The sequence below is a fragment of the Streptomyces sp. NPDC058864 genome (assembly GCF_042742985.1).
In the GTDB taxonomy this organism is placed as follows: Bacteria; Actinomycetota; Actinomycetes; order Streptomycetales; family Streptomycetaceae; genus Actinacidiphila.
On record NZ_JBHYMQ010000044.1, the window covers coordinates 18580 to 39517 of the forward strand.

Below are 20938 nucleotides of genomic sequence, written 5' to 3' on the forward strand. Positions count from 1 at the left end.
GTCAGCTGCCGCCGGCGATGGTCACGCCGGTCCAGTCGATGTGGGCCGGGTTCTTCGGCAGGCCGGAGATCGTCTTGCTCTTGGCGAAGAGGTTCGGCGAGGAGTAGGTGAACACCAGGGCCTTGCTCTTCAGCCCCGCCCGGGTGGCGGCCTGGAGGTTCCGGACGTAGTCGGGGGAGTCCAGCGGCGTGCGGCGGACCTTCGCCACGGCAGCGTCGAAGCCGGCCGGCTCGTAGGGCGTGCTGAGGTTCAGCGGGCCGTTCGGCCCGAAGTGTGCGGTCAGGGTCTGCACGGCGGAGTCGCGGCCCGTTGTGCCGTAGAGCGAGAACGTCAGATCCTTGGCGAAGAAGGGCGTCGCCCAGTTCTTGTCGATCCTGATACGGACGGTGATGCCGACCGCCGCCAGCTGCGACTGCACGATCTCGGCCTGCGGGTCCTCGGCCGGGATGACGAGGTCGAGCTTGATGTCGCCCGCCTTGTGTCCGGCCTCGGCGAGGAGCTTCCGGGATTTCGCCGGGTCGTACGGGTAGGCGTCCCGGGACTGCGGGTCGTAGGCCACGTACCCCTTGGGGAAGGGTTGGTCGGTCGTCTCGCCGTAGCCGAAGGTCAATTTGTCGACGAATTCGCGGCGGTTGACCGCGTGGCGGACGGCGTCGACGACCCTGTCGTCGTCGAACGGCGGCTTGTTGACGTTGAGGCTGAGGTTCGAGGCGTTGAAGCCGGGCTGCACGAAGACGTCCAGGCCGGCCTTCTGGGCGGCGTCCGCCTGACTCGGGTCGAGGTCGGCGAAGTTGTAGACGCCGGTCTGGAGGCCGGAGACGACCGTGGACGCGTCGGGGGCGGAGACGAGTTCCACGCCGTCGATGTGGATGTTCTTCGCGTCCCAGTAGTCCGGGTTCTTCTTCAGCAGCACCTTGGTGCCGGGGACCAGCTGCTCCACCACGAACGGACCAGCGCCGACGGGGCTTTGGTCCAGCTTCCGCGGGTTCGCGGCCGCCTTGGGGCTGGCGATCTGCAGGACGCGCTGACCGAGCAACTGGGGTATCTGGTAGTCGATCTGGGTGAGGTGGACGACCGCGTCCAGTCCGTTCGCGTCCACCGACCCGATCGACGTCAGGTCGCCGAAGAGCGCCGAGTTCTTCTGCTTCTTGGCCCGCTCGATCGCGGCCTTGACCGCCGCGGCGTCGACCGGCTCTCCGTCGCTGAACTTCAGGCCGGGGCGGAGGTGGAAGGTGACCTCGTCGCCCTCGTCGTTGTACTCCCAGCTCCTGGCGAGGTCGGGGACGGCGTTGCCCTTCTCGTCGGTGCGCGTCAACGAGGCGTACACAAGGGCGAGTTCGCGGAACTGGGCACCGCTGCCGGAGACCACCGGGTCCCAGTGGGCGGGGAAGTAGGAGGAGGCCCACTTCAGTGTGGCGCCGCCGGTCGACGCGCCGGCACCACCACCGCAGGCGCCGAGGACGGGGACGAGGACGGAGACGAGGGCGGTCCCGAGGGCCGCGCCGCGCAGCCGGACCGGGCGCCGGGCGGCAGGAGAGGCGGGTCCGGGGCGGCGGGGCGTGAGTCGTCCGGGCATGTGAGTGCTTTCTTCGAGGGCCCCCGGACCGGATCAGGGCAGGCGGGGGCGTGGCGGCGGGCACGGTGCGCACCCGCGCCGGACGCCGTCCCGTGCCGGTGCGGTCGTGCCGACGGGGGCTCGCGAGCAACGTCGGGCACACCGCGCTCAGGGCAGGGCGTTCGGGGGTACGCGGGGGCTCACCGGGATGCGGTGGGAGAAGGCGGCGAAGCGCGGAAGGGGTGGCGCGGGCGGCCGGCGCGGCTCGACGGGGCGGCGGCGCGGCCGGTGCTGACGGATACGGTCAGGCGCCTGTGGGCCGTGGGCGGCCGGTCAGCGACAGAGGGCGCTGCAGGTGCGCCGCAGGTCCACGTAGCGGCACACCACACCGGGGTGCGTCGTGAGCATGCTGTTCATCCTGGCGAGCGCCGAGAGCGGCTGTCAATAGACACCAATTGGTGTCTCATTTGGCGGGACGGCGTCCTGACGGCTGATCAGCGGCCGTTCACCGCAAGCCGAGAGCACCGTGAGCGGTCGCGGGGTGCGTCGCGGCCTCCTCTGGGTGCAGCCACAGCGGACCGTTGCCGGTGTCCACCCGGACCGCCTCCGGCGGTGGCCAGGTCCCCGTCACCAGCACCGCCCGCTCGGGATCGGTGAGGCTGCGGTGGCGCCGCAGCGCCTCGGACGGCGGCAGCGGCTCGGGGGGCCGCAGCAGTCCCGGGGCCGACTCCTCGACGGCCGCGGCGTACTCCTCGTAGGGCCGCCAGCCGGGCACCACGCGCTGCCCGGCCGGGGAGCGCACGAGCAGGGTCGGCAGCGCGTACCGGTGCCCGCCGTCGCCGGTCTCCTTGGCCGCACCGGGATGCGGAGACGGGCTCCGCACCGACAGCACCTCGCGCACCGGGCGACGCGCCTCCGCGCGGTCGGCTCGTACCCGCTCCAGGACGTCGCCGGACGCCGCGTCGGCGGCCAGCCGTACCGGTTCCAGTCCCGGCGTGCCGCGAACCGCGGCGAGCGCGAGCGCGGGCGTGTCGGCGGGCTCGCCGAGTACGAAGACGGTCTCCCGGAGCCGGCGCAGCACCCGCCCGGCCGCCTCCTCGCCCTGCAGTTCGGCGGCCTTGGCGACCAGCGAGGCGGGCCAGGAACTCGCCGCCACCCGGCTCAGACGCTCCGGCCGCGGGGCCCGGGTGTGCGCGCTGATCTCCTGCACGTACCGGGCGTACCAGGCGGTCTCCGCGGCCGGGTCGGGCGCCGGGTCGTCGTCGGCGTCGAACAGGACGCCGTACACCCGGCGCCATCGCACCCGGCCGCCCAGTGCCGCCCGCAGCCTCCGGAACACCGGCTCCGACCCCCAGGCCCACGGGCACAGCGGATCGGTGTACTCCACCACCTCCACGGCCGGCTGCGGAGGTGCCGCCGTCACGCGGCTCCCTTCCGGTCCAGGCCTTCCGCGGCGTCCGCGGGCAGGAGCGAGGCCAGGGTCACCACACCGAGCACCGCCGCCGCCCCCGCCTCGACCTGGCGCCACACCCCGGGCAGACCGGCCGCCGGACCGGGGTAGCCGAGCCCGGCCAGCGACTCGCCCCGCAGGGTGATCAACTCGCCGTCCACGGCGCGTGCCACGTCCAGGAGGGTGATCTCGCCGGCGGGCCGGCCGAGCCAGTAGCCGCCCTCGCAGCCGCGCTGGCTGCGCACCAGCCCGGCCCTGCGCAGCTCGCCCACCACGGACTTCAGGAAGCGGAACGGGATCTGCTGCGCGGAGGCGATGGCCTCGCAGGTCAGGGGGCGGGCAGGCTCACAGGCGAGCTCCAGCAGAGCCCGCGTGGCGTAGTCCGCCTTCGCGGAGATGTGCATGGGCCCATCATGCCCGAACCCGCCCGTACGGCCCGGGGGTTCCGCCGCCGCGCCCGTACATTGCGGCAGCATTGCCGCAGGTGAACCCCAAAGGACACTTCTTGACATCCTTTTCGGGGCCGCCCTAGCGTCCCGGCCATGAGCGAGCCCCTGACGAACCCCGGTGAAGGCTTCCACCCCCATCTCCACGACGCGCCCGGGCACGGGGCGGCGCCCCTGCACACGCGGCTGCACCACATCCGCGCGGACGCCCTGGACGGGGAGACCGCGCAGACCGGCGGGATGCGCAGGTTCGCCGCCGTCAGCGGGCGGACCGTGGGGTCGGAGAAGCTGTGGCTGGGGCAGACCCACGTGGCCCCGGCGACCTCGTCCTCCGACCACCACCACGGCGAGTCCGAGACCGCGATCTACGTGGTGAGCGGGCACCCCGAGTTCGTCTTCCTCGACGACTCGGGCGACGCGCCCGAGGAAGTGCGCCTGCGCACCGCGCCGGGCGACTACGTCTTCGTCCCCCCGTTCGTGCCGCACCGCGAGGAGAACCCGGACCCCGCGGAGGAGGCCGTGGTCGTCATCGCCCGCAGCACCCAGGAGGCGATCGTGGTCAACCTCCCCGGCCTGTACGCCCTTCCGGCCGAGGACGCCTGAGCGGGCCGGCGCGCGCCCCGGGGCCGTCCCCGCTCCAGCCCCGTACGGTGGGAGCGGGGACGGCCCGTGCGTCAGGCGACAGGCGCGAGCGGGGCGGCCGTCCGTTGTGCGTGGAAGGCCGGGTGCGCGTCCAGCCGGGCGAGGTACGCCGTGAGGTGGCCGTAGGGGGAGAGCAGGTCCTTCGCCAGGTGGGCGAGGGCCACCCACACGTCGATGTCCGCGGCGGTCAGCTGTGCGCCCAGTACGTGGGGCCCGCCGTGGGCCAGCCGGTGCTCCAGCAGTCCGAGCGCGGCGTGCACGGTCCGCAGGGCCGTGTCCCGGTCGGGCGGCGCACCGTCCGCGGCCGGTTGCACGGCCCGCGTGATACCCGAGTCGACCGTGTGCCGGACGGCCTCGATGTCGGTCAGGAGCGCCGGTGGACACAGCGGGGTCCCGGAGCCGCACACCTCGGCGCCGAGGCGGCCCGCGAGGTCCCCGAGGATGTCCGGGGTGTGGTTGCTGACGACCCGTCCGGTCCACCGGTCGCACAGCGCGGGCACGGTGAGCGGCCCGTCGTAGCGGTGCCACGTGGCCTCGTACGCCCTGCGCAGTGCCGCGGTCGCCGTGTCGCCGGCCGCCCCTGCCGGGACGGGCGTCGTGACGACGGAGTCCCGCAGCCCCAGCAGGTCGAGGGTGATGGCGACCCGCTGCGAGAGCGGGCACCCCGGTGACAGGAACAACTCGTAGCGGCGCGGCGCCGGATAGAAGCCACCGGCCAGGTCCACTCCGATGCGGCTGCGGAAGCGGTCGGGGCGGGACGTGCGCGGCAGTGCGGAACAGGAGACGTGGAGGCCGGGGTCCTGCGGGATCGTCGTCTCGGTCATGCGCTCTCCAAGGCGTGGCGGGGCCACCGGTCGCCCCATGGGCACCGGCGGCGGGACGGCCGAAGGTCCTGAGCGGGGGTCAGCCGGCCGTGCCGGACGAGCTGCAGACGCGGAGGAAGTCGATGTGCAGGCGGCGGGTGAGGAGAAGGGCTCGTGCCCTGGGCATGTCCACCTCCCCGGCTCGGGGCCCGCTGGACGCGGGACCGCGCTTGCCCCGCCGCACCGGCGGGACCAGGTCGTCACCCGGGGCACCCCACCGCGATGTGAGGGTTGCCGGTCAGCGGGCCGGGGCCGATGACCCACCGTGCCGCGGAGCGGCGTCGGGGGGCGCTGACGATCGTGACCTGCCCATCAGTGTCGAGTCGTCAAACCCCGTGCGTCAAGGCGGTCGTTCACGTCTCATGACACCGCTCACGATGTGAGACGGCGTCGTTGACATTCCCCGCGGGCCGTGCCTAACTTACGCCGCAGATCGGGCATGAGCTCCGGCATGAACCCGGGCTCGCCGGCCGGCGACCTCCGCGTCGCGGTGCGGCGCCCCGGACGACGACCGGACCGTACGTCCGATGACGACGGTGAACGCGAGGCCCCGCGGGGCGGAACGGCGACGGTGACGACGATGCACGCAGCCCCGGGGACGGCCGCACGGCGGCCCCACGGCCGCGTCCCGTCGCATCCACGGCTCCCCCTCGCCGCGCTCCCCGTCCACGGCGCCTCCTGTCGCGCGTGTACCGCGCCCTGTCGCGCCCTCTGTCAAGGCTGACGGCTTCCTGAACCCCGGCGCCCGCCACCGCCGCTGACGCGGTGGCGCGCCCTCCCGCACATGCCCGCTCCGCCCGCCTCTCCGCCCTCTCGCCACGCCCGCCGGCACCCGATCCCGGCGGGGTGCCGCCGCCGCGTGCGCGACCGGGGCGTACCGATCCGCTGGAGTCCCCCATGACCGAACCGTCGCCGCACGCCCCGTTGCACCTCGCCGTGGCCCTCGACGGGGCCGGCTGGCACCCGGCCGCCTGGCGTGAGCCGGAGGCCCGGCCCCGTGAACTGCTCACCGCCCGCTACTGGCAGGACGTGGTCACCGAGGCCGAGCGGGGGCTGCTCGACTTCGTGACGATCGAGGACTCCCTCGGCCCGCAGTCCTCCCACCCCACCGAGCCCGACGGACGCACCGACCAGGTGCGCGGCCGCCTGGACGCCGTCCTGGTCGCCGCGCGCGTGGCTCCCCTGACCCGGCACATCGGTCTCGTGCCGACGGTGGTCGCCACGCACACCGAGCCGTTCCACCTCTCCAAGGCCATCGCCACCCTCGACTACGTGAGCACCGGCCGGGCCGGTCTGCGCGTCCAGGTCTCGGCCAGGCGGAACGAGGCCGCGCACTTCGGCAGGCGCGTCATCCCCCCGTTCGGCGTCGAGGACCTGGACACCCCGGCGGTACGCGAGCTGGTGACCGGCCTCTTCGAGGAGGCGGCCGACCACGTCGAGGTGGTGCGCCGGCTCTGGGACAGCTGGGAGGACGACGCGGAGATCCGCGATGTCGCCACCGGCCGCTTCATCGACCGCGACAAGCTCCACTACATCGACTTCGACGGCCCGTACTTCAGTGTCAAGGGTCCCTCCATCACACCCCGGCCGCCCCAGGGTCAGCCCGTCGTCAGCGCCCTCGCCCACAGCGGCGTGCCGTTCCGGCTCGTCGCCCGCTCCGCCGACATCGGATACGTCACCCCGCACGACGGCGACCAGGCCCGGGTGATCGTCGCCGAGATCCGCGCAGCGCAGCAGGACGCCGGCCGCGAGCGCGAGACCCTGCACGTCTTCGGTGATCTCGTGGTCCTGCTCGACGAGGACGCCGCCGCGGCGCGGGCCCGCCTGGACCGGCTCGACGGACTCGCCGGCACGCCGTACACCAGCGACGCGAGGGTCTTCGCCGGCACTCCCGGGGGCCTCGCCGACCTGCTGCTGGAGTGGCAGCGGGCCGGGCTGACCGGCTTCCGGCTGCGCCCCGCAGTGATCGGCCACGACCTGCCGGCGATCACCCGGGGCCTCGTCCCGGAACTGCGGCGCCGCGGCGCGTTCCGGGACGCCTACGAGGCCCGCACCCTGCGCGGCCTGCTCGGGCTGCCCCGCCCCGCCAACCGCTACACCGCCACCAGCGCGACCGCCTGAGCCGGAGGAACCGCCATGAGCAAGCCCCTGAAGCAGATCCATCTGGCCGCCCACTTCCCCGGGGTCAACAACACCACCGTGTGGAGCGACCCGCAGGCCGGCAGCCACATCGAGTTCGGCTCCTTCGCGCACTTCGCCCGGACCGCCGAACGCGCCAAGTTCGACTTCCTGTTCCTCGCCGAGGGCCTGCGGCTGCGCGAACAGGGCGGCAGGATCCACGACCTGGACGTGGTCGGCCGCCCCGACACCTTCACGGTCCTCGCCGCGCTCGCCGCCGTCACCGAACGCATCGGACTCACCGGCACCATCAACTCCACCTTCAACGAGCCCTACGAGGTCGCCCGGCAGTTCGCCAGCCTCGACCACCTCTCCGCGGGGCGCTCCGCGTGGAACGTCGTCACCTCCTGGGACGCCTTCACCGGGGAGAACTTCCGCCGCGGCGGATTCCTCCCCCAGGAGGAGCGCTACTCCCGCGCGCGGGAGTTCCTCGCCACCGCGGGCGAGCTCTTCGACTCCTGGGGCGGCGACGAGATCCTCGCCGACCGGGCGACCGGCGCCTTCCTGCGCGACGCGCGGGCCGGATCCTTCGTGCACCAAGGTCAGCACTTCGACATCCACGGACAGTTCGACGTCCCGCGCAGCCCCCAGGGGCGCCCCGTGATCTTCCAGGCCGGAGACTCCGAGGAGGGCCGGGAGTTCGCCGCCGCCGACGCGGACGCCATCTTCAGCCGGTACAGCACGTTCGAGGAGGGCCGCGCCTTCTACCGCGACGTCAAGGGCCGGCTGCCCAAGTACGGTCGCAGCCCCGGGCAGTTGCTGATCCTGCCCGCCGCGACCTTCGTCCTCGGCGACACCGACGCGGAGGCGGCCGAACTCGCCCGAGAGGTAAGGCGGCAGCAGGTCAGCGGGGCCACCGCGATCAAGCACCTGGAGTTCGTGTGGAACCGCGACCTGTCCGCCTACGACCCGGACGGACCGCTCCCGGACGTCGACCCCGATCCCGGCGAGAACACCGTGGCGCGCGGCCGCGCCCAGGTGCGCATGTACCGCGACCCGCTGACCACCGCCCGCGAGTGGCGGGAGCTGGCCGCCGCGAACAAGTGGTCGATCCGCGATCTGGTCATCGAGACGGGCAGCCGCCAGTCCTTCGTGGGCTCCCCGGCCACCGTCGCCAAGGCCATCGACGACTTCGTGCAGGCCGACGCCGCCGACGGCTTCATCCTCGTCCCGCACGTCACCCCGGGCGGCCTGGACACCTTCGCCGGCACCGTCGTCCCGCTGCTCCAGGAACGGGGCGTGTTCCGCGCCGACTACGAGGGCACCACCCTGCGCGACCACCTCGGACTCGCCCACCCCGACGCGGCCGTGGCAGAGGCCCGGGCGGCGTCGTGAACCTCCGCGCCGTCACGGCGCCGCCGGAACCCGCCCCCCACCGCTGAGGAGAACGCCCATCGTGTCCCGTGCACCGCTCGGAGTCCTCGACCTCGTGCCGATCTCCTCCGGTTCCACCGCCGCGCAGGCCCTGCGCAACAGCGTCGACCTCGCCCGGCGGGCCGAGGAGTCCGGCTACGCCCGCTACTGGTTCGCCGAGCACCACCTCAACCCCGGTGTCGCCGGCACCTCGCCCGCCGTCCTGCTGGCCCTCACAGCGGCCGCGACCTCCACGATCCGGCTCGGCTCGGGGGCCGTGCAGCTCGGCCACCGCACCGCCCTGTCCACCGTCGAGGAGTTCGGCCTCGTCGACGCCCTGCACCCCGGGCGGCTCGACCTGGGACTCGGCCGCTCCGGCGGCCGCCCGCCGGGCGGCACGCCGGACCCGGTGCCGTCCACGACACCCGTCGTGGACGGGCGCACGCCCAACGGACTCAGGATCCCGCCGAAGTTCTCCTTCGAGCACCTGCTCGGCTCACCCCGCATCGCGCTGCAGCGGCAACTGCTGCAGCAGCCCGGCGCCCGCTCCCAGGACTACGGGGAGCAGGTCGACGACATCCTGGCGCTGCTGCGCGGCACCTACCGCTCGGCGGACGGCGTCGAGGCACACGTCGTGCCGGGGGAGGGCGCGGACATCGAGGTGTGGATCCTCGGCAGCAGCGGCGGCCAGAGCGCCGAGGTCGCCGGCCGCCACGGCCTGCGGTTCGCCGCGAACTACCACGTCAGCCCGGGCAGCGTCCTGGAGGCGGTCGAGGGCTACCGCGCCGCCTTCCGCCCGGGCGGCGTGCTCGACAAGCCGTACGTCGGCGTCTCCGCCGACGTCGTCGTCGCCGAGGACGACGCGACCGCCCGCGAACTCGCCGCCGGATACGGCCTGTGGGTGCGCAGCATCCGTACCGCCGAAGGCGCCATCGAGTACCCCACCCCCGGCGAGGCCCGGGCCCACCCGTGGACGGAGGCGGACCGGGCGCTGGTGGCCGACCGCGTCGGGACCCGGTTCGTCGGCTCGCCGCAGCGCGTGGCCGACCAACTGGAACAGCTCCAGGAGGCCACCGGGGCCGACGAGTTGATCGTCACGACCATCACCCACGATCACGCGGACCGGGTGCGGTCCCACCGGCTGCTGGCCGAGGAGTGGCAGCGCCGCTGACCGTCCCGTGCGGAGCCGTCAGTCCCGCCCGGGCAGCAGTCCGCGCCGGAAGGCGCGGACGAGGTGGACGGGCACCAACCGCTCGCGGCCGTCCACGGTGACGGGGACCAGATGGGGAGCCTCGGCCTTCCAGCGGGCCCTGCGGTGACGGGTGTTGCTGCGGGAGGTCTTGCGCTTGGGTACGGCCATGGGGTTCTCCTCTGCGGGTGGGGCGCGCGGTCAGCGCGAGGCGTACGGCAGCAGGGCCATCTCGCGGGCGTTCTTCACGGCCCGGGCGAGGGCCCGCTGCTGGCGGGCGGTGACGCGGGTGACCCGCCGGCTGCGGATCTTGCCCCGGTCGGAGATGAACTTCCGCAGCAGGTCGGTGTCCTTGTAGTCGACGTACTCGATGCCCGCGGCGAAGAGCGGGTTCGGCCGGGTCTTGCGGGCGTCCTTGCCCTTGCCCTTGTTCCGGTCCCTGGTCGTGCCGGTGCGGACGGTCGTCATGGTGCTGTCTCCTGTCGTCGTCGCGGTGTGCGGTTCAGGCCGCGTGGTCGAGGAAGCCGTCGAAGGCGTGGGGGAGCCGGCGCCAGCCGTCCGGTCCCGCCGCGTACTCGGCGTCCGTGAGCAGGCACCGGTCGAGGGTGGCCGCGAGCCCCTCGCGGTCGAGGCCGGGCGAGGTGAACGTGAGGTGCTGGCCGCGGTCGCCGTGCTCGGGGTGCCAGTCCAGGGCGGCCGCGACGCGCCGTTCGGGCGGCACCATCTCCCACGCCGCGTCGGGGAGCGCGGCGAGCCACGGACCGACGTCCTCGATGCACAGCGCGCCTCCGGCGGCCTCCCAGGAGAGCAGGGTGTCGGGGTGGTCGGCCAGCCAGAAGCGGCCGCGGCTGCGGGCGGCCGCGCAGCTGAGGTCCTCCAGCGCCGCGTGCAGCCGCCCCGGGTGGAAGGGGCGGGCGGAGCGCCACACCAGGGTCGCGACGCCGTGGGCGTCGGCCTCCTGGGGCAGCAGGGCGCAGGCCGGGTGCTGTCGTGCGGCGGCCGCGGCGACGTCGAAGCCGGACCGTGCGGCGTCGGCCAGCCGGTCCGTGCCGATGGTGACCTGACGGGCCGTCGGGTGGAGCTGGGTGAGTAGTTCGACGTCACCGGGGTCGGCGTCCTCGACCGGTGCCAGGGCGAGGACGCCGGCGTACTCCAGCTGCCGGGCCAGGGTGTCGGCGACGGTGCGGTGGTCGCCGGGGGCCACGGCGAGGCCGTGATCGGTGAGGTCGTCGCCGCAGCCGAGGTGGTCGAGCAGGAGCGCGGGGTCGACGCAGGTGACCACCCCGGCCGCCGTGAGCAGGCTCCCCGAGACACTGCCGTCGGGCAGCGGGGTGCCGACCAGGACCTCGGCCATCGCCTGCGGTTCCACGGAGTCCCACAGCTCGACGACGGCGAGCCGGCAGGACGGGTCCGCGGCCAGCCGCAGCAGTTCGGGGAGCAGGTCGGCGCGGAGCGCGCAGCAGGCGCAGTCGTTCACGAGTTCGGTGTCGGCGCGGGAGAGTACGCCGCTGCGGTCGCTGATGACGCGCCGGACGGGGCCGCCGACGGCGGGCTTCAGGTCGTGGTGGAGGGCGAGCGCGCCGGGGGCGGAGTGCAGGAGTTCGCGCACCGCGGCGCGGCGGGCCTCGGCGTGCAGACCGCCGACGAGGACGACGGGCAGCTTGGGGCTGCTGTCCACGGGAGGTGCCTTTCGTGTCAGGGGGAGGAGCAGGTGAGCGGGGCGCGGATCAGCGTTCCTCGCGGAACTCGACGTGGCGCCGGACCGCGGGGTCGTACTTGCGCAGGACCAGGCGGTCCGGGTCGTTCCGGCGGTTCTTGCGGGTCACGTAGGTGTGGCCGGTCCCCGCGGTGGAGCGGAGCTTGATGACGGGGCGTAGGTCGGTGCGTGCCATGGCGGGTACTATACAGAACTGGTTTTCATTTCCAATAAGCTCGACGGGTCCTCCGCCCACCGTCGAGAGAACAGAACGGACCGTCATGCCCGCACACTGCCAACTCACCGGTCGCAAGCCCGGCTTCGGCAACTCCGTCTCGCATTCCCACCGGCGCACCAGGCGCCGCTTCGACCCGAACGTCCAGCACAAGCGCTACTGGCTGCCCAGTGAGGGCCGTGCCGTCCGGCTCACGCTGAGCGCCAAGGGCATCAGGACCGTGGACCGCATCGGCATCGAGAAGGCCGTCGCCGTCATCCGTGCCCGGGGAGGGAAGGTCTGATGGCCAAGGCCGGGAAGATCGCGAAGAACGAGCGGCGCAAGGCCGTCGTGGCACGGTTCGCCGCGCGGCGCGCCGAGCTGAAGGATGTCCTGCGCCGTCCCACCGCCACACCGCACGAGAAGGCCGCGGCGCGGCGGGAGCTGGACCGGCAGCCCCGCGACGCCAGCGCCACCAGGGTCCGCAACCGGGACTCCCTCGACGGCCGGGCCCGCGGCCATCTGCGCGCCTTCGGCCTCTCGCGGATCAACCTGCGCGCCCAGGCCCACGCGGGCCATCTGCCCGGGGTGCGCAAGGCCTCCTGGTGACAGGACCCGTCCCCGGCGTACCACACCAGCGGCCCCCGGCGGGCCGTACGACACATCACGGAGAACCCATGAAACCCGGCATCCACCCGGACTACCGTCCGGTAGTCTTCCGCGACCGCGCGGCGGACTTCGCCTTCCTCACCCGCTCCACGATGACCAGCGAGAAGACCGTCGTCTGGGAGGACGGAAACACCTACCCCGTGGTGGACGTGGAGATCTCCTCCGCGAGTCACCCCTTCTACACCGGCACCGCCCGCGTGGTGGACACCGCCGGCCGCGTCGAGCGGTTCCGGCGCCGTTACGGGAACGGGAACGGGGACACGGCACGCGGCGCGAGCTGACGCCCGCCGCGCTCCTCGGTGGCGCCCGGATACCGGCCCCCGGTGCCGGGCGCCGTCCCGCCCCCGCGCGCGCGGGCGTCCGCGGAAGCGGGCGCGGGACGGGCGCGCAAGAACCCCGGACGGATGCGCATGGTCCGCCCAAAGGCCCCGGAAATACGGTCGGTGACGGACGCCGTCACCGTCGTCCGCGTACCCGACCGTGTACCGAAGGCCTCACATGACCACTGCAGACAACAGCCGGCCCGCCATCCTCCTCGTCCCCGGCGCCTGGCACGGCGCCTGGTGCTACGACCGGCTCGTGCCCGAGCTCACCGAGCTGGGCTGGCGCGTCGAGACCGTCGACCTGCCGAGCACCTCGGCCGACGAGGCGAACACGGCCGGGATGCACGACGACGCGCGGGCGATCCGGGAGCGCCTGGACGTCCTCGACGGCCCGGTGACCGTCCTCGCCCACTCCTACGCGGGTATCCCCGTCACACAGGCCGCCGCGGACGCGCCGAACGTCGCCCGCATCGTCTACCTCTCCGCCTTCGTGCTCGACGAGGGCGAGTCCATCGACGGCATGAGCGGCGGCAAGATCTCCGGCGCCGGCGTCGACTCGCTGTCCGCGCACGGGCACTACGAGGACCCCAAGGCCGCCTTCTACGCGGACGTCGCACCCGAGGACGCGGAGGAGGCCACCGCGCGACTGGTGCTCCAGACGGCCAGGTCCTTCTGCGAACCGCTCACCGCCGCCGCATGGAAGACGGTGCCCTCCACCTACATCCTCACCGAGCGGGACACGGCGCTCGCCCCCGAGTTCCAGGAGGCCATGGCGGCCCGCACGGAGCGCGTCCACCGGCTGCCCTCCGGCCACTCGTCCTTCCTGTCCATGCCGGTCGAGCTGGCCAAGCTGATCACCACCGACGCCGGCCGCTGACCGTCGCACCCCGGCTGCGAGGGCCCCCGGAGGTCATCTCCGGGGGCCCTCACCCGGTCTCTCCGGGGCGATGCGGTCCCGCCGCGCGGTAGCGTCCGGGCGACGACCCCATGAGCCGCTTGAAGGCGTGGCTGAAGGAGCTCTCCGAGCCGTAGCCCCAGCGCGCCGCGATCGCCGCGACGGTACGGTCGCCCGACCTCAGCTCGCGCGCCGCCGAGCGGATGCGCCAGCCGGCGAGGTACTCCAGCGGCGGGACGCCCACGGTCCTGGTGAACCGGTCGGCGAACCGGGACCTCGACATCCCGCTCTCCCCGGCCAGTTCGGCCACCGTCCAGGGGTGCGCGGGCCGGTCGTGCATCAGGCCGAGCGCGGCCCCGATGTGCCGGTCGGCGAGCGCGGTGAGCCAGGCGCCGCCCTCCGGTCCGTGCTCGGCCACATGTGCTCTGAGCAGGTGCACGAGCAGGACGTGCGCGAGCCGCTCCGTCACGAAGGGCGTGCCCAGCGCGGGCTCGCAGCTCTCCGCGCGGAGCAGTTCGAGCGCCGCCCGGATGCCCTCCGCCGCGGGGGACCCGGCACCGACGTGGATCAGGGGCGGCAGTACGTCCAGGAGTACGGCGGCGTTGCCCTCGTCGAGGTCGAATCCGCAGCCCACCATGACCACGTCGCGCACCGTGCCGATCCGGAGCGTGCCGCCCGGCTGGAAGCCCGCGAAGACCTCCTCGCTCGCCGCCGCCGGGACCTCGGGGCCGCCCGACAGCTCGTAGACGCGACCGCCGCCCAGCAGGTAGCAGTCGCCCTCCTTCAGGGGCACCGGCTCCGGCACCCCGTCCACGACGATGCGGCAGTTCCCCTCCAGCACGGCGCCGAACTTGACGTGCCGGAAGCCGGGGAAGCCGATGGCCCACGGCTCCTGGGCCTCCAGCCGCGCGAACTGCGCGCTGCGCAGTTCCAGCAGCCCCAGGACGTCGGTCAGCGGATCGGTCACGTGTCCTCCGGCGCCGTCGGCGGATGCCGCGCGGCGCGTCCTTCAGCGGGTGGCGGCGGCGAGCGCGGCCCGGATCGCGTCGGCGGGTACGGGGGTCGCGGCGACCTTGTTGAATTCGGCCTCGCCGCCCCCGTAGGGCAGACCGTAGACGGGGGTGCCGGGCTGGGAACGCCAGCTGTCGGCGAGGGCGCCGTAGCCGACCGCATCGTAGCCGAGTACGTCGAGGAGTTCCGCGGCGTGGTCGACGGCGGCCGGGTCGTCGCCGGCGATCGGCAGGGCGGTCCGGTCGGGTGAGCCCTTGGGGCGGGGGAGGTCGGCGAGGTGGCGGAAGAAGATGTTGTTGAACGCCTTCACCACATGGGCGTCGGGCAGGTGGCTCTGGAGCAGCCCGCTCTCCGTGGTGGTCCCGTCCTCGAGCGCGGCGATCCGGCCGTCGCGCTGGGGGTAGTAGTTGCCGGTGTCGATGACCGTCTTCCCGGCCAGCGGGGCCGCGGGGACCTGGTCGAAGGCCGCGAGCGGGATCGTCACCACGACCCAGTCGCCCGCCGCGGCAGCCTCGGCCGGGGTCGCCGCCCGTGCCCGGGGGCCCAGCTCGGCCACCAGACCGTCCAGGGTCTCCGGCCCGCGCGAGTTGCTGAGCACCACGTCCAGGCCCGCGTTCACGGCGAGCCGCGCCAGGGTGCCGCCGATGTGTCCGCTGCCGATCAGTCCGAGAGTAGCCATGTAGAGGGAAACCCCGTGCCGCGCGATTCTGTTTCCGGACCCGGAACGAGGGCGAAGCGGTCTGCGGTCAGTCGCCGAGGAGCAGGGTGAACACCTGCTCCAGCCTCTGCGCCAGAGCCTGCTCGTCGGTGTCGTTGAGCGCGGTGCTGCCGATGATCCTGCGCATCAGCCAGAAGCCGGCGATGACGGAGAGGGCCATGGCAGCCCGGTCCGTTCCCCGCAACTGGGGTGCGACGTCGAGCAGATGCGTCTCGACGTGGTTCTCGATGCCGGCCCGCAGGATCTCCGCGGCGCGGGGGTTGGGCGCCGAGCGCAGCATGAGGAGGAAGGGATCGAGGCTCTCGGCCTCCGGTGCGGTGCGGCGGACCAGCGCTGCGGCCACGTCACGGGCGAGGGTGGCCGGGTCGCTGCCGAGGACCGTGCGCTCGGTCATGGACGCCTCCACCACCTCCGCGAAGAGCCCTTCCTTGGAGCCGAAGTAGCGGCCCACCAGCATCGCCGTGACCCCGGCGGCCTTGGCGATCTCCCGGACCCCGACGCCGTCGTAGCCGTACCGGGTGAAGGCCTCGATGCCCGCCCGCAGGATGGCCTCCCTGGTGGCGGTCGCGTCGCGGCGTCGCGGAGTCGTCATGTTTACGAGTGTAGACTACAGCCATGTCTACGAACGTATACATGATCGGAAGGGCAGTGGGATGGATCTGAACCTGACCGGCCGCCGGGCCCTCGTGACCGGCTCCAGCTCCGGCCTCGGCGCGGCGATCGCCCGGCTGCTCGCCGCGGAGGGTGCCGACGTCGTGGTGCACGGCCGCGACGGGGCGCGCACGCGCGAGGTGGCGGAGAAGACCGGCGCGGTCGCCGTGGCGATCGGTGACCTCGCCACGGACGACGGCGCGGACGCCGTGGCCCGCGTCGCGGGCGAGGTCGACGTCCTGGTCAACAACGCCGGCTCGTACGACCACGTCGGCTGGGCCGGAGCCACCTCGGCGGATTGGCTGCGGACGTACGAGGTGAACGTGGTCTCGGGCGTGCGCATGATCCAGCGGCTGGTGCCCGGAATGCGCGAGCGAGGCTGGGGCCGGGTGATCCAGATCGGCGGCGGGCTCGCCTCGCAGCCGATCGCGATGCAGCCCCACTACAACGCGTCGCTCGCGGCGCGGCACAACCTGGCCGTCTCCCTGGCGCGGGAGCTGAAGGACACCGGGGTGACCTCCAACGTGGTCTCTCCCGGGGCGATCCTCGTCGACGCGGTGGAGGAACTGATCACCGGACTCGCGCCGGAGCGCGGCTGGGGCCGGTCGTGGGAGGAGATCGAGCGCAACGCCGCCCGGGAGTTCGTGCCCAACGACGTCGGCCGCTTCGGCCGCCCCGAGGAGATCGCCGGCGCCGTCGCCTACCTGGCGAGCCCCTACGCGGACTACATCAGTGGCGCCACCATCCGCGTGGACGGCGGCACCATCCGCTCCGTGACGTGACCCGGGACGTCGGCACCCCGGGCGTCCTCGGGGTGGCCGGGGCAGGTCGCCGGGCCGGCGGCGTCCGCCGTGCGGTGCGCTCGCGGACCTCCCGCACGGGGCCGTCCGGCACCTGTTTCCCCGCGGTGGGGCCTGACAGATCGTGGCGGGGACCGCTATGCTCCCCGCGATGAAGACTCTTTCCTCTCCCGGATTGGGGGTCCCGTCCGCGCAAGGTGAGTGCTGATGCCCACTCACATCGCGAACGAGGATTCCCGCCTTTCCTTCTGGCTGCGCGTGCGCGAGTTCGCCGTGCCGCCCTCCATGGTCGAGACCGCGACCGTCCGCCGCCGCAACGGTGACTGGGCCGGGGCGTGTGCCGCCGCCGGCATCGACGTCGACCTCGACCTTCGTTCCCTCGCCCGCACCCACGGCCGCGAACTCGCTGCCCGGGTCCGGGCCGACCTCCGTCATCTGGCTCCCGACCTGCTGCGCTGGCACATGCCGCGGGTCGCCCCCGACGGTCTGCTGCGCCCGGGCCTGACCATCACCCTGGCCCGGTACGGGGCCACCGGGGCGGACGGTGGCGAGCGGTTGGACCTCGTGGTCAGGACCCCGCCCGCATGGGCGGACGGGGGGCAGCGGTTCAGCCTCGCGCTGTGGGACCCGGCCCGCCCCGGGGCGGGCGCCCTCCACCATCCGCACCACCGGCCCCACCGCCGGTTCCGCCTCGACCTGCACCGTCATCTGTGGGACGAGCGCAGAACCGGTGAACTCGCGTTCCGTGCCGGGACCGGCCGCCAATCGGCTGCTCTGCCCGGGCCGCTGCCGCCGCACCAGCGGTGCGCCGTCGACCGGTGGGAGGACGAGGCGCGCACGGTGCTGCGCGCCGAGGGCCTGACCAGCGGTGCCGTCACCGTGCGCCTGGGCTCCCGCCACCGGCTGCTCGTCGACGTGACCGGCGACGGCGACGGCGCGGAACCGCCCATCGAACGGATAACGGAGACGACCGCGGACGGCGGGGGCCCACGGGGCCTGCCGGTGCTGCCGGACGCGGCGACCTGGGTGCCACCGGACGTCGAACTGCTCCACGCCGGCCTGATCGGTGCCGACGGGCTGCACCCGCTGGTCGCCGCCGCGCTCGTGCCCGGCCACACGCCGTCCGCTCCGCCCCTGCCGCAGGGGCGGCCGGGACGACCGCGCGTCGTGGAGTGCCGGGGCGCGCTGCACCGGATCGGCATGGTCGACGGTGTCCTGGCCGCGCTGGACCACGACCCGGACGAGATCCGCCGCGAGGAACTGCTGGTCGCGCTGACCGGCACTCCGCTGCCGTGCCTGCAGGCGATCGACCGGGCGCACCGCCGTCCGGAATCGCTCGCCGACGTACGGGCACGTCTGGACCACGGCGACATCACCGGCGCACTGGCCGTCGTGGAAGGCCTGCTCGGTCCCGGTGCCGTGCTCCGCGACGGCCCGCTGCGGGACGAGCTGGAGGCGGCCGCCCAACGGCGCATCGCCTACGGCCTGTTCAGGGCCGGCCTTGCCGGGCCCGCCCCCGGACGTGTCCCGCCGCGCGAGTGCTTCCCGGCGCCCCGCGGCCGTTCCCGCTCGGGCCGACCGCAGCCGCGGCCCCGCACCTCCCGCTGACCGCGGGGCGGGCGCGGCATCCCCGCGCACGCCCCGCATCCCCTTACCCCCTTCGGCTTCACGACCCCCGAGGTGATCACCCATGCCCACGCACGCCCCGTCCGCCCTGCCCTCCGACCCGGCCACCGAGACTCAACTCGACGTGGCCAACACCCTGTTGACCCTGCTGCGGCAGACCGCCACCGAGCCGCGCCCCGACACCCAACTGGAGGCCCTCACACTGGCCGTCGCGGCCGACCTGCCGGTGCTGCTGTGGGGCGAGCCAGGGATCGGCAAGACCGCGGCCCTCACCCAGCTCGCGGCCGCCCTGGACCTCCCGCTGACCACGGTGATCGCCAGCGTCCACGAGCCGTCCGACTTCTCGGGTCTGCCCGTCGTGGGGGACGACCCCGCCGAGCAGGGCGTTCCGATGGCACCGCCGGACTGGGCCGTGCGCCTGGTGCGGGCCGGCCGGGGCCTGCTCTTCCTCGACGAGCTGTCCACCGCGCCTCCCGCCGTGCAGGCGGCCCTGCTCCGCCTCGTGCTCGAACGGCGGATCGGGGCCCTGCGGCTGCCACCCGGGGTGCGGATCGTGGCCGCCGCGAACCCACGCTCCTCCGCGGCCGACGGCTGGGAACTGAGCGCGCCGCTCGCCAACCGGTTCGTCCACCTCCAGTGGACCCACGACCACGACGTGGTGGTCCGCGGCCTCGGAGGGACCTGGCCCCGGGCGGCACTGCCGCGGCTCGACCCCCGAAAGCTGCCCGAGGCCGTGGACTTCGCCCGGCGCGCGGTGTGCGGGCTGCTGGCCGCCCGCCCCGGTCTCGTCCACCGCCTCCCCACCAACGAGACGCGCCGCGGCGGCGCCTGGCCGTCCCCGCGCAGCTGGGAGATGACGCTCTCCCTGATCGCCTTCGCGACCGCGGCCGACGTCTCCCGGGAGGTGCTCTCGCTGCTCGTCCGGGGCGCCGTGGGCGACGGTCCGGGGCTGGAACTGCTGGCGAGCATGGACCGGATGGACCTCCCCGACCCCGAGGAACTGCTCGCCGACCCGGCCGGTGCCGTACTGCCCGAACGCGGGGACCTGCGCCAGGCCGTCCTGGACGGTGTGGTGGACGCCGTCCGCAACCGGCCGGAGAAGTCCCGCTGGGACGCGGCGTGGACGTTGCTCGTCCGGGCCCTCGAAACCGGCGCTCCCGACCTGGTCGTGGTCCCCGCGACCACGCTCGCCTCGCTGCGCCGCGAGGACTGGGACGTCCCCGCGGCCATTGAGCGGATGGCCGGAGTGGTGTCCTTGTCCCGTCGGGCCGACCGGGCGGCCGACCGGTCCGGGCTCGTCGCGAAGGCCGGAAGGTGAGCGCGCAGGCGCCTGCGGCGCTGGACCTCGAGAAGCTCTTCGCCGCCCGGCTGTACGCCGCCCGGGTCCGGCCCTACCTGGCGACGGCCCTGTTCGCGCTGCACGTCGTGGAGTCCCGGCGGGTGCCGACGATGGCCGTCGACCCGCACTGGCGGTGCTACGTCTCCCCGGCGTTCGTGGACCGCACGCCGCTCGAGGAACTGGCCGGGGTGTGGGTGCACGAGGTGTCGCACCTGCTGCGCGACCACCACGGGCGCGGTGACCGCGTCGCCCGCGAGCAGGGGCTGGAGGGTCCGGCGGAGCGGCTGCGGATGAACATCGCCGCGGACTGCGAGGTCAACGACGACGCCTTCGGGGAGGGGCTGGAGGTGCCGCAGGGAGCGGTCCTCCCGCGTTCCCTGCGACTCCCCGAGGGGTTGCTCATGGAGGACTACCTCGGGCTGTTCGGGATCGGCCCGCTCACCCAGGACTTCGTCTGGCTGGACTGCGGCAGCGGCGCGGACGGACTGGAACGGGAGTGGGACCTCGGGCCGGAGGGCGCCGACGGCCTGAGCGAGCAGGAACGCGACGGCGTCCGCTTCCGCGTGGCGCAGGGCATCAACGGCCGCCCCGGCCATGCGCCGGAGAGCTGGCGGCGGTGGGCCGAGGAGGCGTTCCACCCGCCGCAGCCGTGGCGGGAACTGCTGGGCGCGGCGGTGCGCTCGGCGGCCTCCGGTGCCGGCGCGGGCCAGGACTACAGCTACGGCCGGCCCTCGCGCCGGTCGGCCGGTGTGCCCGGCGTCGTCCTGCCGAGCCTGCGGCGCAGACCGCCCCGGGTCTGCGTGGTCATCGACACCTCCGGCTCGGTCAGCGACGCCGAACTCGGCAGCGCGCTCCTCGAAGTGGCGGCCATCTCCCGCGCCGTGGGCGGCCGCCGCGACCTGGTCACCGTCGTGCCGTGCGACGCCGCGGCACGGATCGCCCACCCGCTGTGCAGCGCCCAGGACATTCCGCTGGTGGGCGGTGGCGGCACGGACCTGCGCAGCGGCTTCGCGAGGGCGCTGCGCACGCGGCCCCGGCCGGACGTCGTCGTGGTGCTGACCGACGGTCAGACGCCCTGGCCCGAGTCGCGTCCGGCCTGCCGCACGGTCGTGGGCCTGTTCCCCCGGCAGGGCGGGCGCCGCTCGTGGCGCGAGGACGACCCCGACCGCGTGCCGGACACGCCGCCCGACTGGGCACGCGTGGTCCACATCGGGCCGTCCGCCCCGCCGGATGACGGTGCCGGGGAACATCTCATGTTCCGTCAGAATCCCTGTGCACAAGCGTTCCCCTGCGTCGGCCGCGGACCCTAAGATCACCCCG

The 20938-nt window shown here is 74.0% G+C and carries 23 protein-coding genes and 2 riboswitches; of the genes, 12 read left to right on the forward strand and 11 right to left on the reverse strand.

Going from position 1 to position 20938, the window contains the following annotated elements:
* Position 1: 1 nt before the first annotated feature.
* The 3 genes from ACFW3D_RS27800 to ACFW3D_RS27810 form a co-directional block, all read right to left on the reverse strand.
* Positions 2–1576 carry an ABC transporter substrate-binding protein gene (locus tag ACFW3D_RS27800; protein ID WP_500508303.1) on the reverse strand — a complete coding sequence of 525 codons (1575 nt, stop codon included), beginning with the start codon at positions 1574–1576 and terminating at the stop codon, positions 2–4.
* A gap of 484 nt (positions 1577–2060) precedes the next feature.
* On the reverse strand, positions 2061–2978 hold the full coding sequence (locus ACFW3D_RS27805; protein WP_500508306.1) for a DsbA family oxidoreductase: 918 nt from the start codon (positions 2976–2978) through the stop codon (positions 2061–2063).
* Complete coding sequence (locus ACFW3D_RS27810; protein WP_500508309.1) at positions 2975–3409, reverse strand: RrF2 family transcriptional regulator; 435 nt, start codon at positions 3407–3409, stop codon at positions 2975–2977. Before ACFW3D_RS27810 ends, ACFW3D_RS27805 begins: the two co-directional genes overlap by 4 nt.
* Before the next feature lie 138 nt (positions 3410–3547).
* Here ACFW3D_RS27810 and ACFW3D_RS27815 point away from each other — a divergent pair, with 138 nt between their 5' ends.
* Positions 3548–4054 (forward strand): cupin domain-containing protein, encoded by a 507-nt coding sequence (locus tag ACFW3D_RS27815; RefSeq protein ID WP_500508311.1) that lies wholly within the window; start codon positions 3548–3550, stop codon positions 4052–4054.
* A gap of 71 nt (positions 4055–4125) precedes the next feature.
* Here the strand turns inward: ACFW3D_RS27815 and ACFW3D_RS27820 are convergent, their stop codons facing one another.
* Entirely contained in the window at positions 4126–4917 is a 792-nt protein-coding gene (locus ACFW3D_RS27820) for a glutathione S-transferase C-terminal domain-containing protein (RefSeq protein ID WP_500508313.1), read from the reverse strand.
* A 200-nt stretch (positions 4918–5117) separates the two neighbouring features.
* Positions 5118–5221: riboswitch (SAM riboswitch) on the reverse strand.
* Positions 5222–5391: 170 nt separating this feature from the next.
* Positions 5392–5505, forward strand: a riboswitch (SAM riboswitch).
* 348 nt (positions 5506–5853) lie between these two features.
* Between ACFW3D_RS27820 and ACFW3D_RS27825 the strand changes: the two genes are divergently transcribed.
* The 3 genes from ACFW3D_RS27825 to ACFW3D_RS27835 all read left to right on the forward strand — a co-directional run bounded on the left by ACFW3D_RS27825 (position 5854) and on the right by ACFW3D_RS27835 (position 9658).
* The gene (locus ACFW3D_RS27825) at positions 5854–7077 is read left to right on the forward strand and encodes an LLM class flavin-dependent oxidoreductase (RefSeq protein WP_500508315.1); all 1224 of its coding nucleotides are present in this window, start codon (positions 5854–5856) and stop codon (positions 7075–7077) included.
* Between the two features lie 15 nt (positions 7078–7092).
* Positions 7093–8469: an NtaA/DmoA family FMN-dependent monooxygenase gene (locus ACFW3D_RS27830; RefSeq protein WP_500508317.1), complete on the forward strand. Its 1377-nt coding sequence runs from the start codon at positions 7093–7095 to the stop codon at positions 8467–8469.
* Between the two features lie 61 nt (positions 8470–8530).
* Positions 8531–9658 (forward strand): LLM class flavin-dependent oxidoreductase, encoded by a 1128-nt coding sequence (locus ACFW3D_RS27835; RefSeq protein WP_500508319.1) that lies wholly within the window; start codon positions 8531–8533, stop codon positions 9656–9658.
* Between the two features lie 18 nt (positions 9659–9676).
* On the opposite strand, the gene rpmF is transcribed toward ACFW3D_RS27835, so the two are convergent.
* From rpmF to rpmG, 4 genes are read right to left on the reverse strand one after another with little or no spacing between them, the layout of a single operon-like run.
* On the reverse strand, positions 9677–9847 hold the full coding sequence (gene rpmF, locus ACFW3D_RS27840; RefSeq protein ID WP_500508321.1) for a 50S ribosomal protein L32: 171 nt from the start codon (positions 9845–9847) through the stop codon (positions 9677–9679).
* A 30-nt stretch (positions 9848–9877) separates the two neighbouring features.
* On the reverse strand, positions 9878–10144 hold the full coding sequence (gene rpsR, locus ACFW3D_RS27845; protein WP_500508323.1) for a 30S ribosomal protein S18: 267 nt from the start codon (positions 10142–10144) through the stop codon (positions 9878–9880).
* 34 nt (positions 10145–10178) lie between these two features.
* Positions 10179–11354: a CobW family GTP-binding protein gene (locus ACFW3D_RS27850; RefSeq protein ID WP_500508325.1), complete on the reverse strand. Its 1176-nt coding sequence runs from the start codon at positions 11352–11354 to the stop codon at positions 10179–10181.
* 49 nt (positions 11355–11403) lie between these two features.
* Positions 11404–11568, reverse strand: a complete 165-nt coding sequence (gene rpmG, locus ACFW3D_RS27855; protein WP_500508328.1) for a 50S ribosomal protein L33 — start codon at positions 11566–11568, stop codon at positions 11404–11406.
* 85 nt (positions 11569–11653) lie between these two features.
* On the opposite strand from rpmG, the gene rpmB reads away from it, so the two are divergent.
* The 4 genes from rpmB to ACFW3D_RS27875 all read left to right on the forward strand — a co-directional run bounded on the left by rpmB (position 11654) and on the right by ACFW3D_RS27875 (position 13455).
* The gene (rpmB, locus tag ACFW3D_RS27860) at positions 11654–11890 is read left to right on the forward strand and encodes a 50S ribosomal protein L28 (protein WP_500508330.1); all 237 of its coding nucleotides are present in this window, start codon (positions 11654–11656) and stop codon (positions 11888–11890) included.
* Complete coding sequence (gene rpsN / locus ACFW3D_RS27865) at positions 11890–12195, forward strand: 30S ribosomal protein S14 (RefSeq protein WP_500508332.1); 306 nt, start codon at positions 11890–11892, stop codon at positions 12193–12195. The genes rpmB and rpsN overlap by 1 nt, the downstream gene beginning before the upstream one ends.
* Before the next feature lie 68 nt (positions 12196–12263).
* Positions 12264–12536, forward strand: coding sequence for a type B 50S ribosomal protein L31 (locus tag ACFW3D_RS27870; RefSeq protein ID WP_500508334.1), 273 nt, complete (start codon positions 12264–12266; stop codon positions 12534–12536).
* Positions 12537–12753: 217 nt separating this feature from the next.
* Entirely contained in the window at positions 12754–13455 is a 702-nt protein-coding gene (locus ACFW3D_RS27875; protein WP_500508337.1) for an alpha/beta fold hydrolase, read from the forward strand.
* A gap of 49 nt (positions 13456–13504) precedes the next feature.
* Here ACFW3D_RS27875 and ACFW3D_RS27880 read toward each other — a convergent pair whose 3' ends face one another.
* Genes ACFW3D_RS27880 through ACFW3D_RS27890 form a run of 3 tightly spaced genes read right to left on the reverse strand, consistent with a single transcriptional unit; the run spans position 13505 to position 15794 of the window.
* Entirely contained in the window at positions 13505–14440 is a 936-nt protein-coding gene (locus ACFW3D_RS27880) for an AraC family transcriptional regulator (protein ID WP_500508339.1), read from the reverse strand.
* A 42-nt stretch (positions 14441–14482) separates the two neighbouring features.
* Positions 14483–15190, reverse strand: a complete 708-nt coding sequence (locus ACFW3D_RS27885; RefSeq protein WP_500508418.1) for an NADPH-dependent F420 reductase — start codon at positions 15188–15190, stop codon at positions 14483–14485.
* A gap of 40 nt (positions 15191–15230) precedes the next feature.
* On the reverse strand, positions 15231–15794 hold the full coding sequence (locus ACFW3D_RS27890; protein ID WP_500508341.1) for a TetR/AcrR family transcriptional regulator: 564 nt from the start codon (positions 15792–15794) through the stop codon (positions 15231–15233).
* A 61-nt stretch (positions 15795–15855) separates the two neighbouring features.
* On the opposite strand from ACFW3D_RS27890, the gene ACFW3D_RS27895 reads away from it, so the two are divergent.
* The 4 genes from ACFW3D_RS27895 to ACFW3D_RS27910 all read left to right on the forward strand — a co-directional run bounded on the left by ACFW3D_RS27895 (position 15856) and on the right by ACFW3D_RS27910 (position 20928).
* Positions 15856–16635, forward strand: a complete 780-nt coding sequence (locus tag ACFW3D_RS27895) for an SDR family NAD(P)-dependent oxidoreductase (RefSeq protein WP_500508343.1) — start codon at positions 15856–15858, stop codon at positions 16633–16635.
* Positions 16636–16860: 225 nt separating this feature from the next.
* Positions 16861–18261 (forward strand): hypothetical protein, encoded by a 1401-nt coding sequence (locus ACFW3D_RS27900; protein WP_500508346.1) that lies wholly within the window; start codon positions 16861–16863, stop codon positions 18259–18261.
* Positions 18262–18343: 82 nt separating this feature from the next.
* The gene (locus tag ACFW3D_RS27905; RefSeq protein ID WP_500508348.1) at positions 18344–19597 is read left to right on the forward strand and encodes an AAA family ATPase; all 1254 of its coding nucleotides are present in this window, start codon (positions 18344–18346) and stop codon (positions 19595–19597) included.
* On the forward strand, positions 19594–20928 hold the full coding sequence (locus ACFW3D_RS27910) for a vWA domain-containing protein (RefSeq protein WP_500508350.1): 1335 nt from the start codon (positions 19594–19596) through the stop codon (positions 20926–20928). The genes ACFW3D_RS27905 and ACFW3D_RS27910 overlap by 4 nt, the downstream gene beginning before the upstream one ends.
* Positions 20929–20938 lie beyond the last annotated feature (10 nt).

What these genes read in the sequence shown, in the direction of transcription:
- rpsR (WP_500508323.1), bottom strand. Translation starts at nt 10,144, where the DNA reads ATGACGACCGTCCGCACCGGCACGACCAGGGACCGGAACAAGGGCAAG.
- ACFW3D_RS27800 (WP_500508303.1), bottom strand. Translation starts at nt 1,576, where the DNA reads ATGCCCGGACGACTCACGCCCCGCCGCCCCGGACCCGCCTCTCCTGCC.
- rpsN (WP_500508332.1), top strand. Translation starts at nt 11,890, where the DNA reads ATGGCCAAGGCCGGGAAGATCGCGAAGAACGAGCGGCGCAAGGCCGTC.
- ACFW3D_RS27905 (WP_500508348.1), top strand. Translation starts at nt 18,344, where the DNA reads ATGCCCACGCACGCCCCGTCCGCCCTGCCCTCCGACCCGGCCACCGAG.
- ACFW3D_RS27875 (WP_500508337.1), top strand. Translation starts at nt 12,754, where the DNA reads ATGACCACTGCAGACAACAGCCGGCCCGCCATCCTCCTCGTCCCCGGC.
- ACFW3D_RS27810 (WP_500508309.1), bottom strand. Translation starts at nt 3,409, where the DNA reads ATGCACATCTCCGCGAAGGCGGACTACGCCACGCGGGCTCTGCTGGAG.
- ACFW3D_RS27890 (WP_500508341.1), bottom strand. Translation starts at nt 15,794, where the DNA reads ATGACGACTCCGCGACGCCGCGACGCGACCGCCACCAGGGAGGCCATC.
- rpmF (WP_500508321.1), bottom strand. Translation starts at nt 9,847, where the DNA reads ATGGCCGTACCCAAGCGCAAGACCTCCCGCAGCAACACCCGTCACCGC.
- rpmG (WP_500508328.1), bottom strand. Translation starts at nt 11,568, where the DNA reads ATGGCACGCACCGACCTACGCCCCGTCATCAAGCTCCGCTCCACCGCG.
- rpmB (WP_500508330.1), top strand. Translation starts at nt 11,654, where the DNA reads ATGCCCGCACACTGCCAACTCACCGGTCGCAAGCCCGGCTTCGGCAAC.
- ACFW3D_RS27815 (WP_500508311.1), top strand. Translation starts at nt 3,548, where the DNA reads ATGAGCGAGCCCCTGACGAACCCCGGTGAAGGCTTCCACCCCCATCTC.
- ACFW3D_RS27825 (WP_500508315.1), top strand. Translation starts at nt 5,854, where the DNA reads ATGACCGAACCGTCGCCGCACGCCCCGTTGCACCTCGCCGTGGCCCTC.
- ACFW3D_RS27870 (WP_500508334.1), top strand. Translation starts at nt 12,264, where the DNA reads ATGAAACCCGGCATCCACCCGGACTACCGTCCGGTAGTCTTCCGCGAC.
- ACFW3D_RS27895 (WP_500508343.1), top strand. Translation starts at nt 15,856, where the DNA reads ATGGATCTGAACCTGACCGGCCGCCGGGCCCTCGTGACCGGCTCCAGC.
- ACFW3D_RS27820 (WP_500508313.1), bottom strand. Translation starts at nt 4,917, where the DNA reads ATGACCGAGACGACGATCCCGCAGGACCCCGGCCTCCACGTCTCCTGT.
- ACFW3D_RS27830 (WP_500508317.1), top strand. Translation starts at nt 7,093, where the DNA reads ATGAGCAAGCCCCTGAAGCAGATCCATCTGGCCGCCCACTTCCCCGGG.
- ACFW3D_RS27900 (WP_500508346.1), top strand. Translation starts at nt 16,861, where the DNA reads ATGCCCACTCACATCGCGAACGAGGATTCCCGCCTTTCCTTCTGGCTG.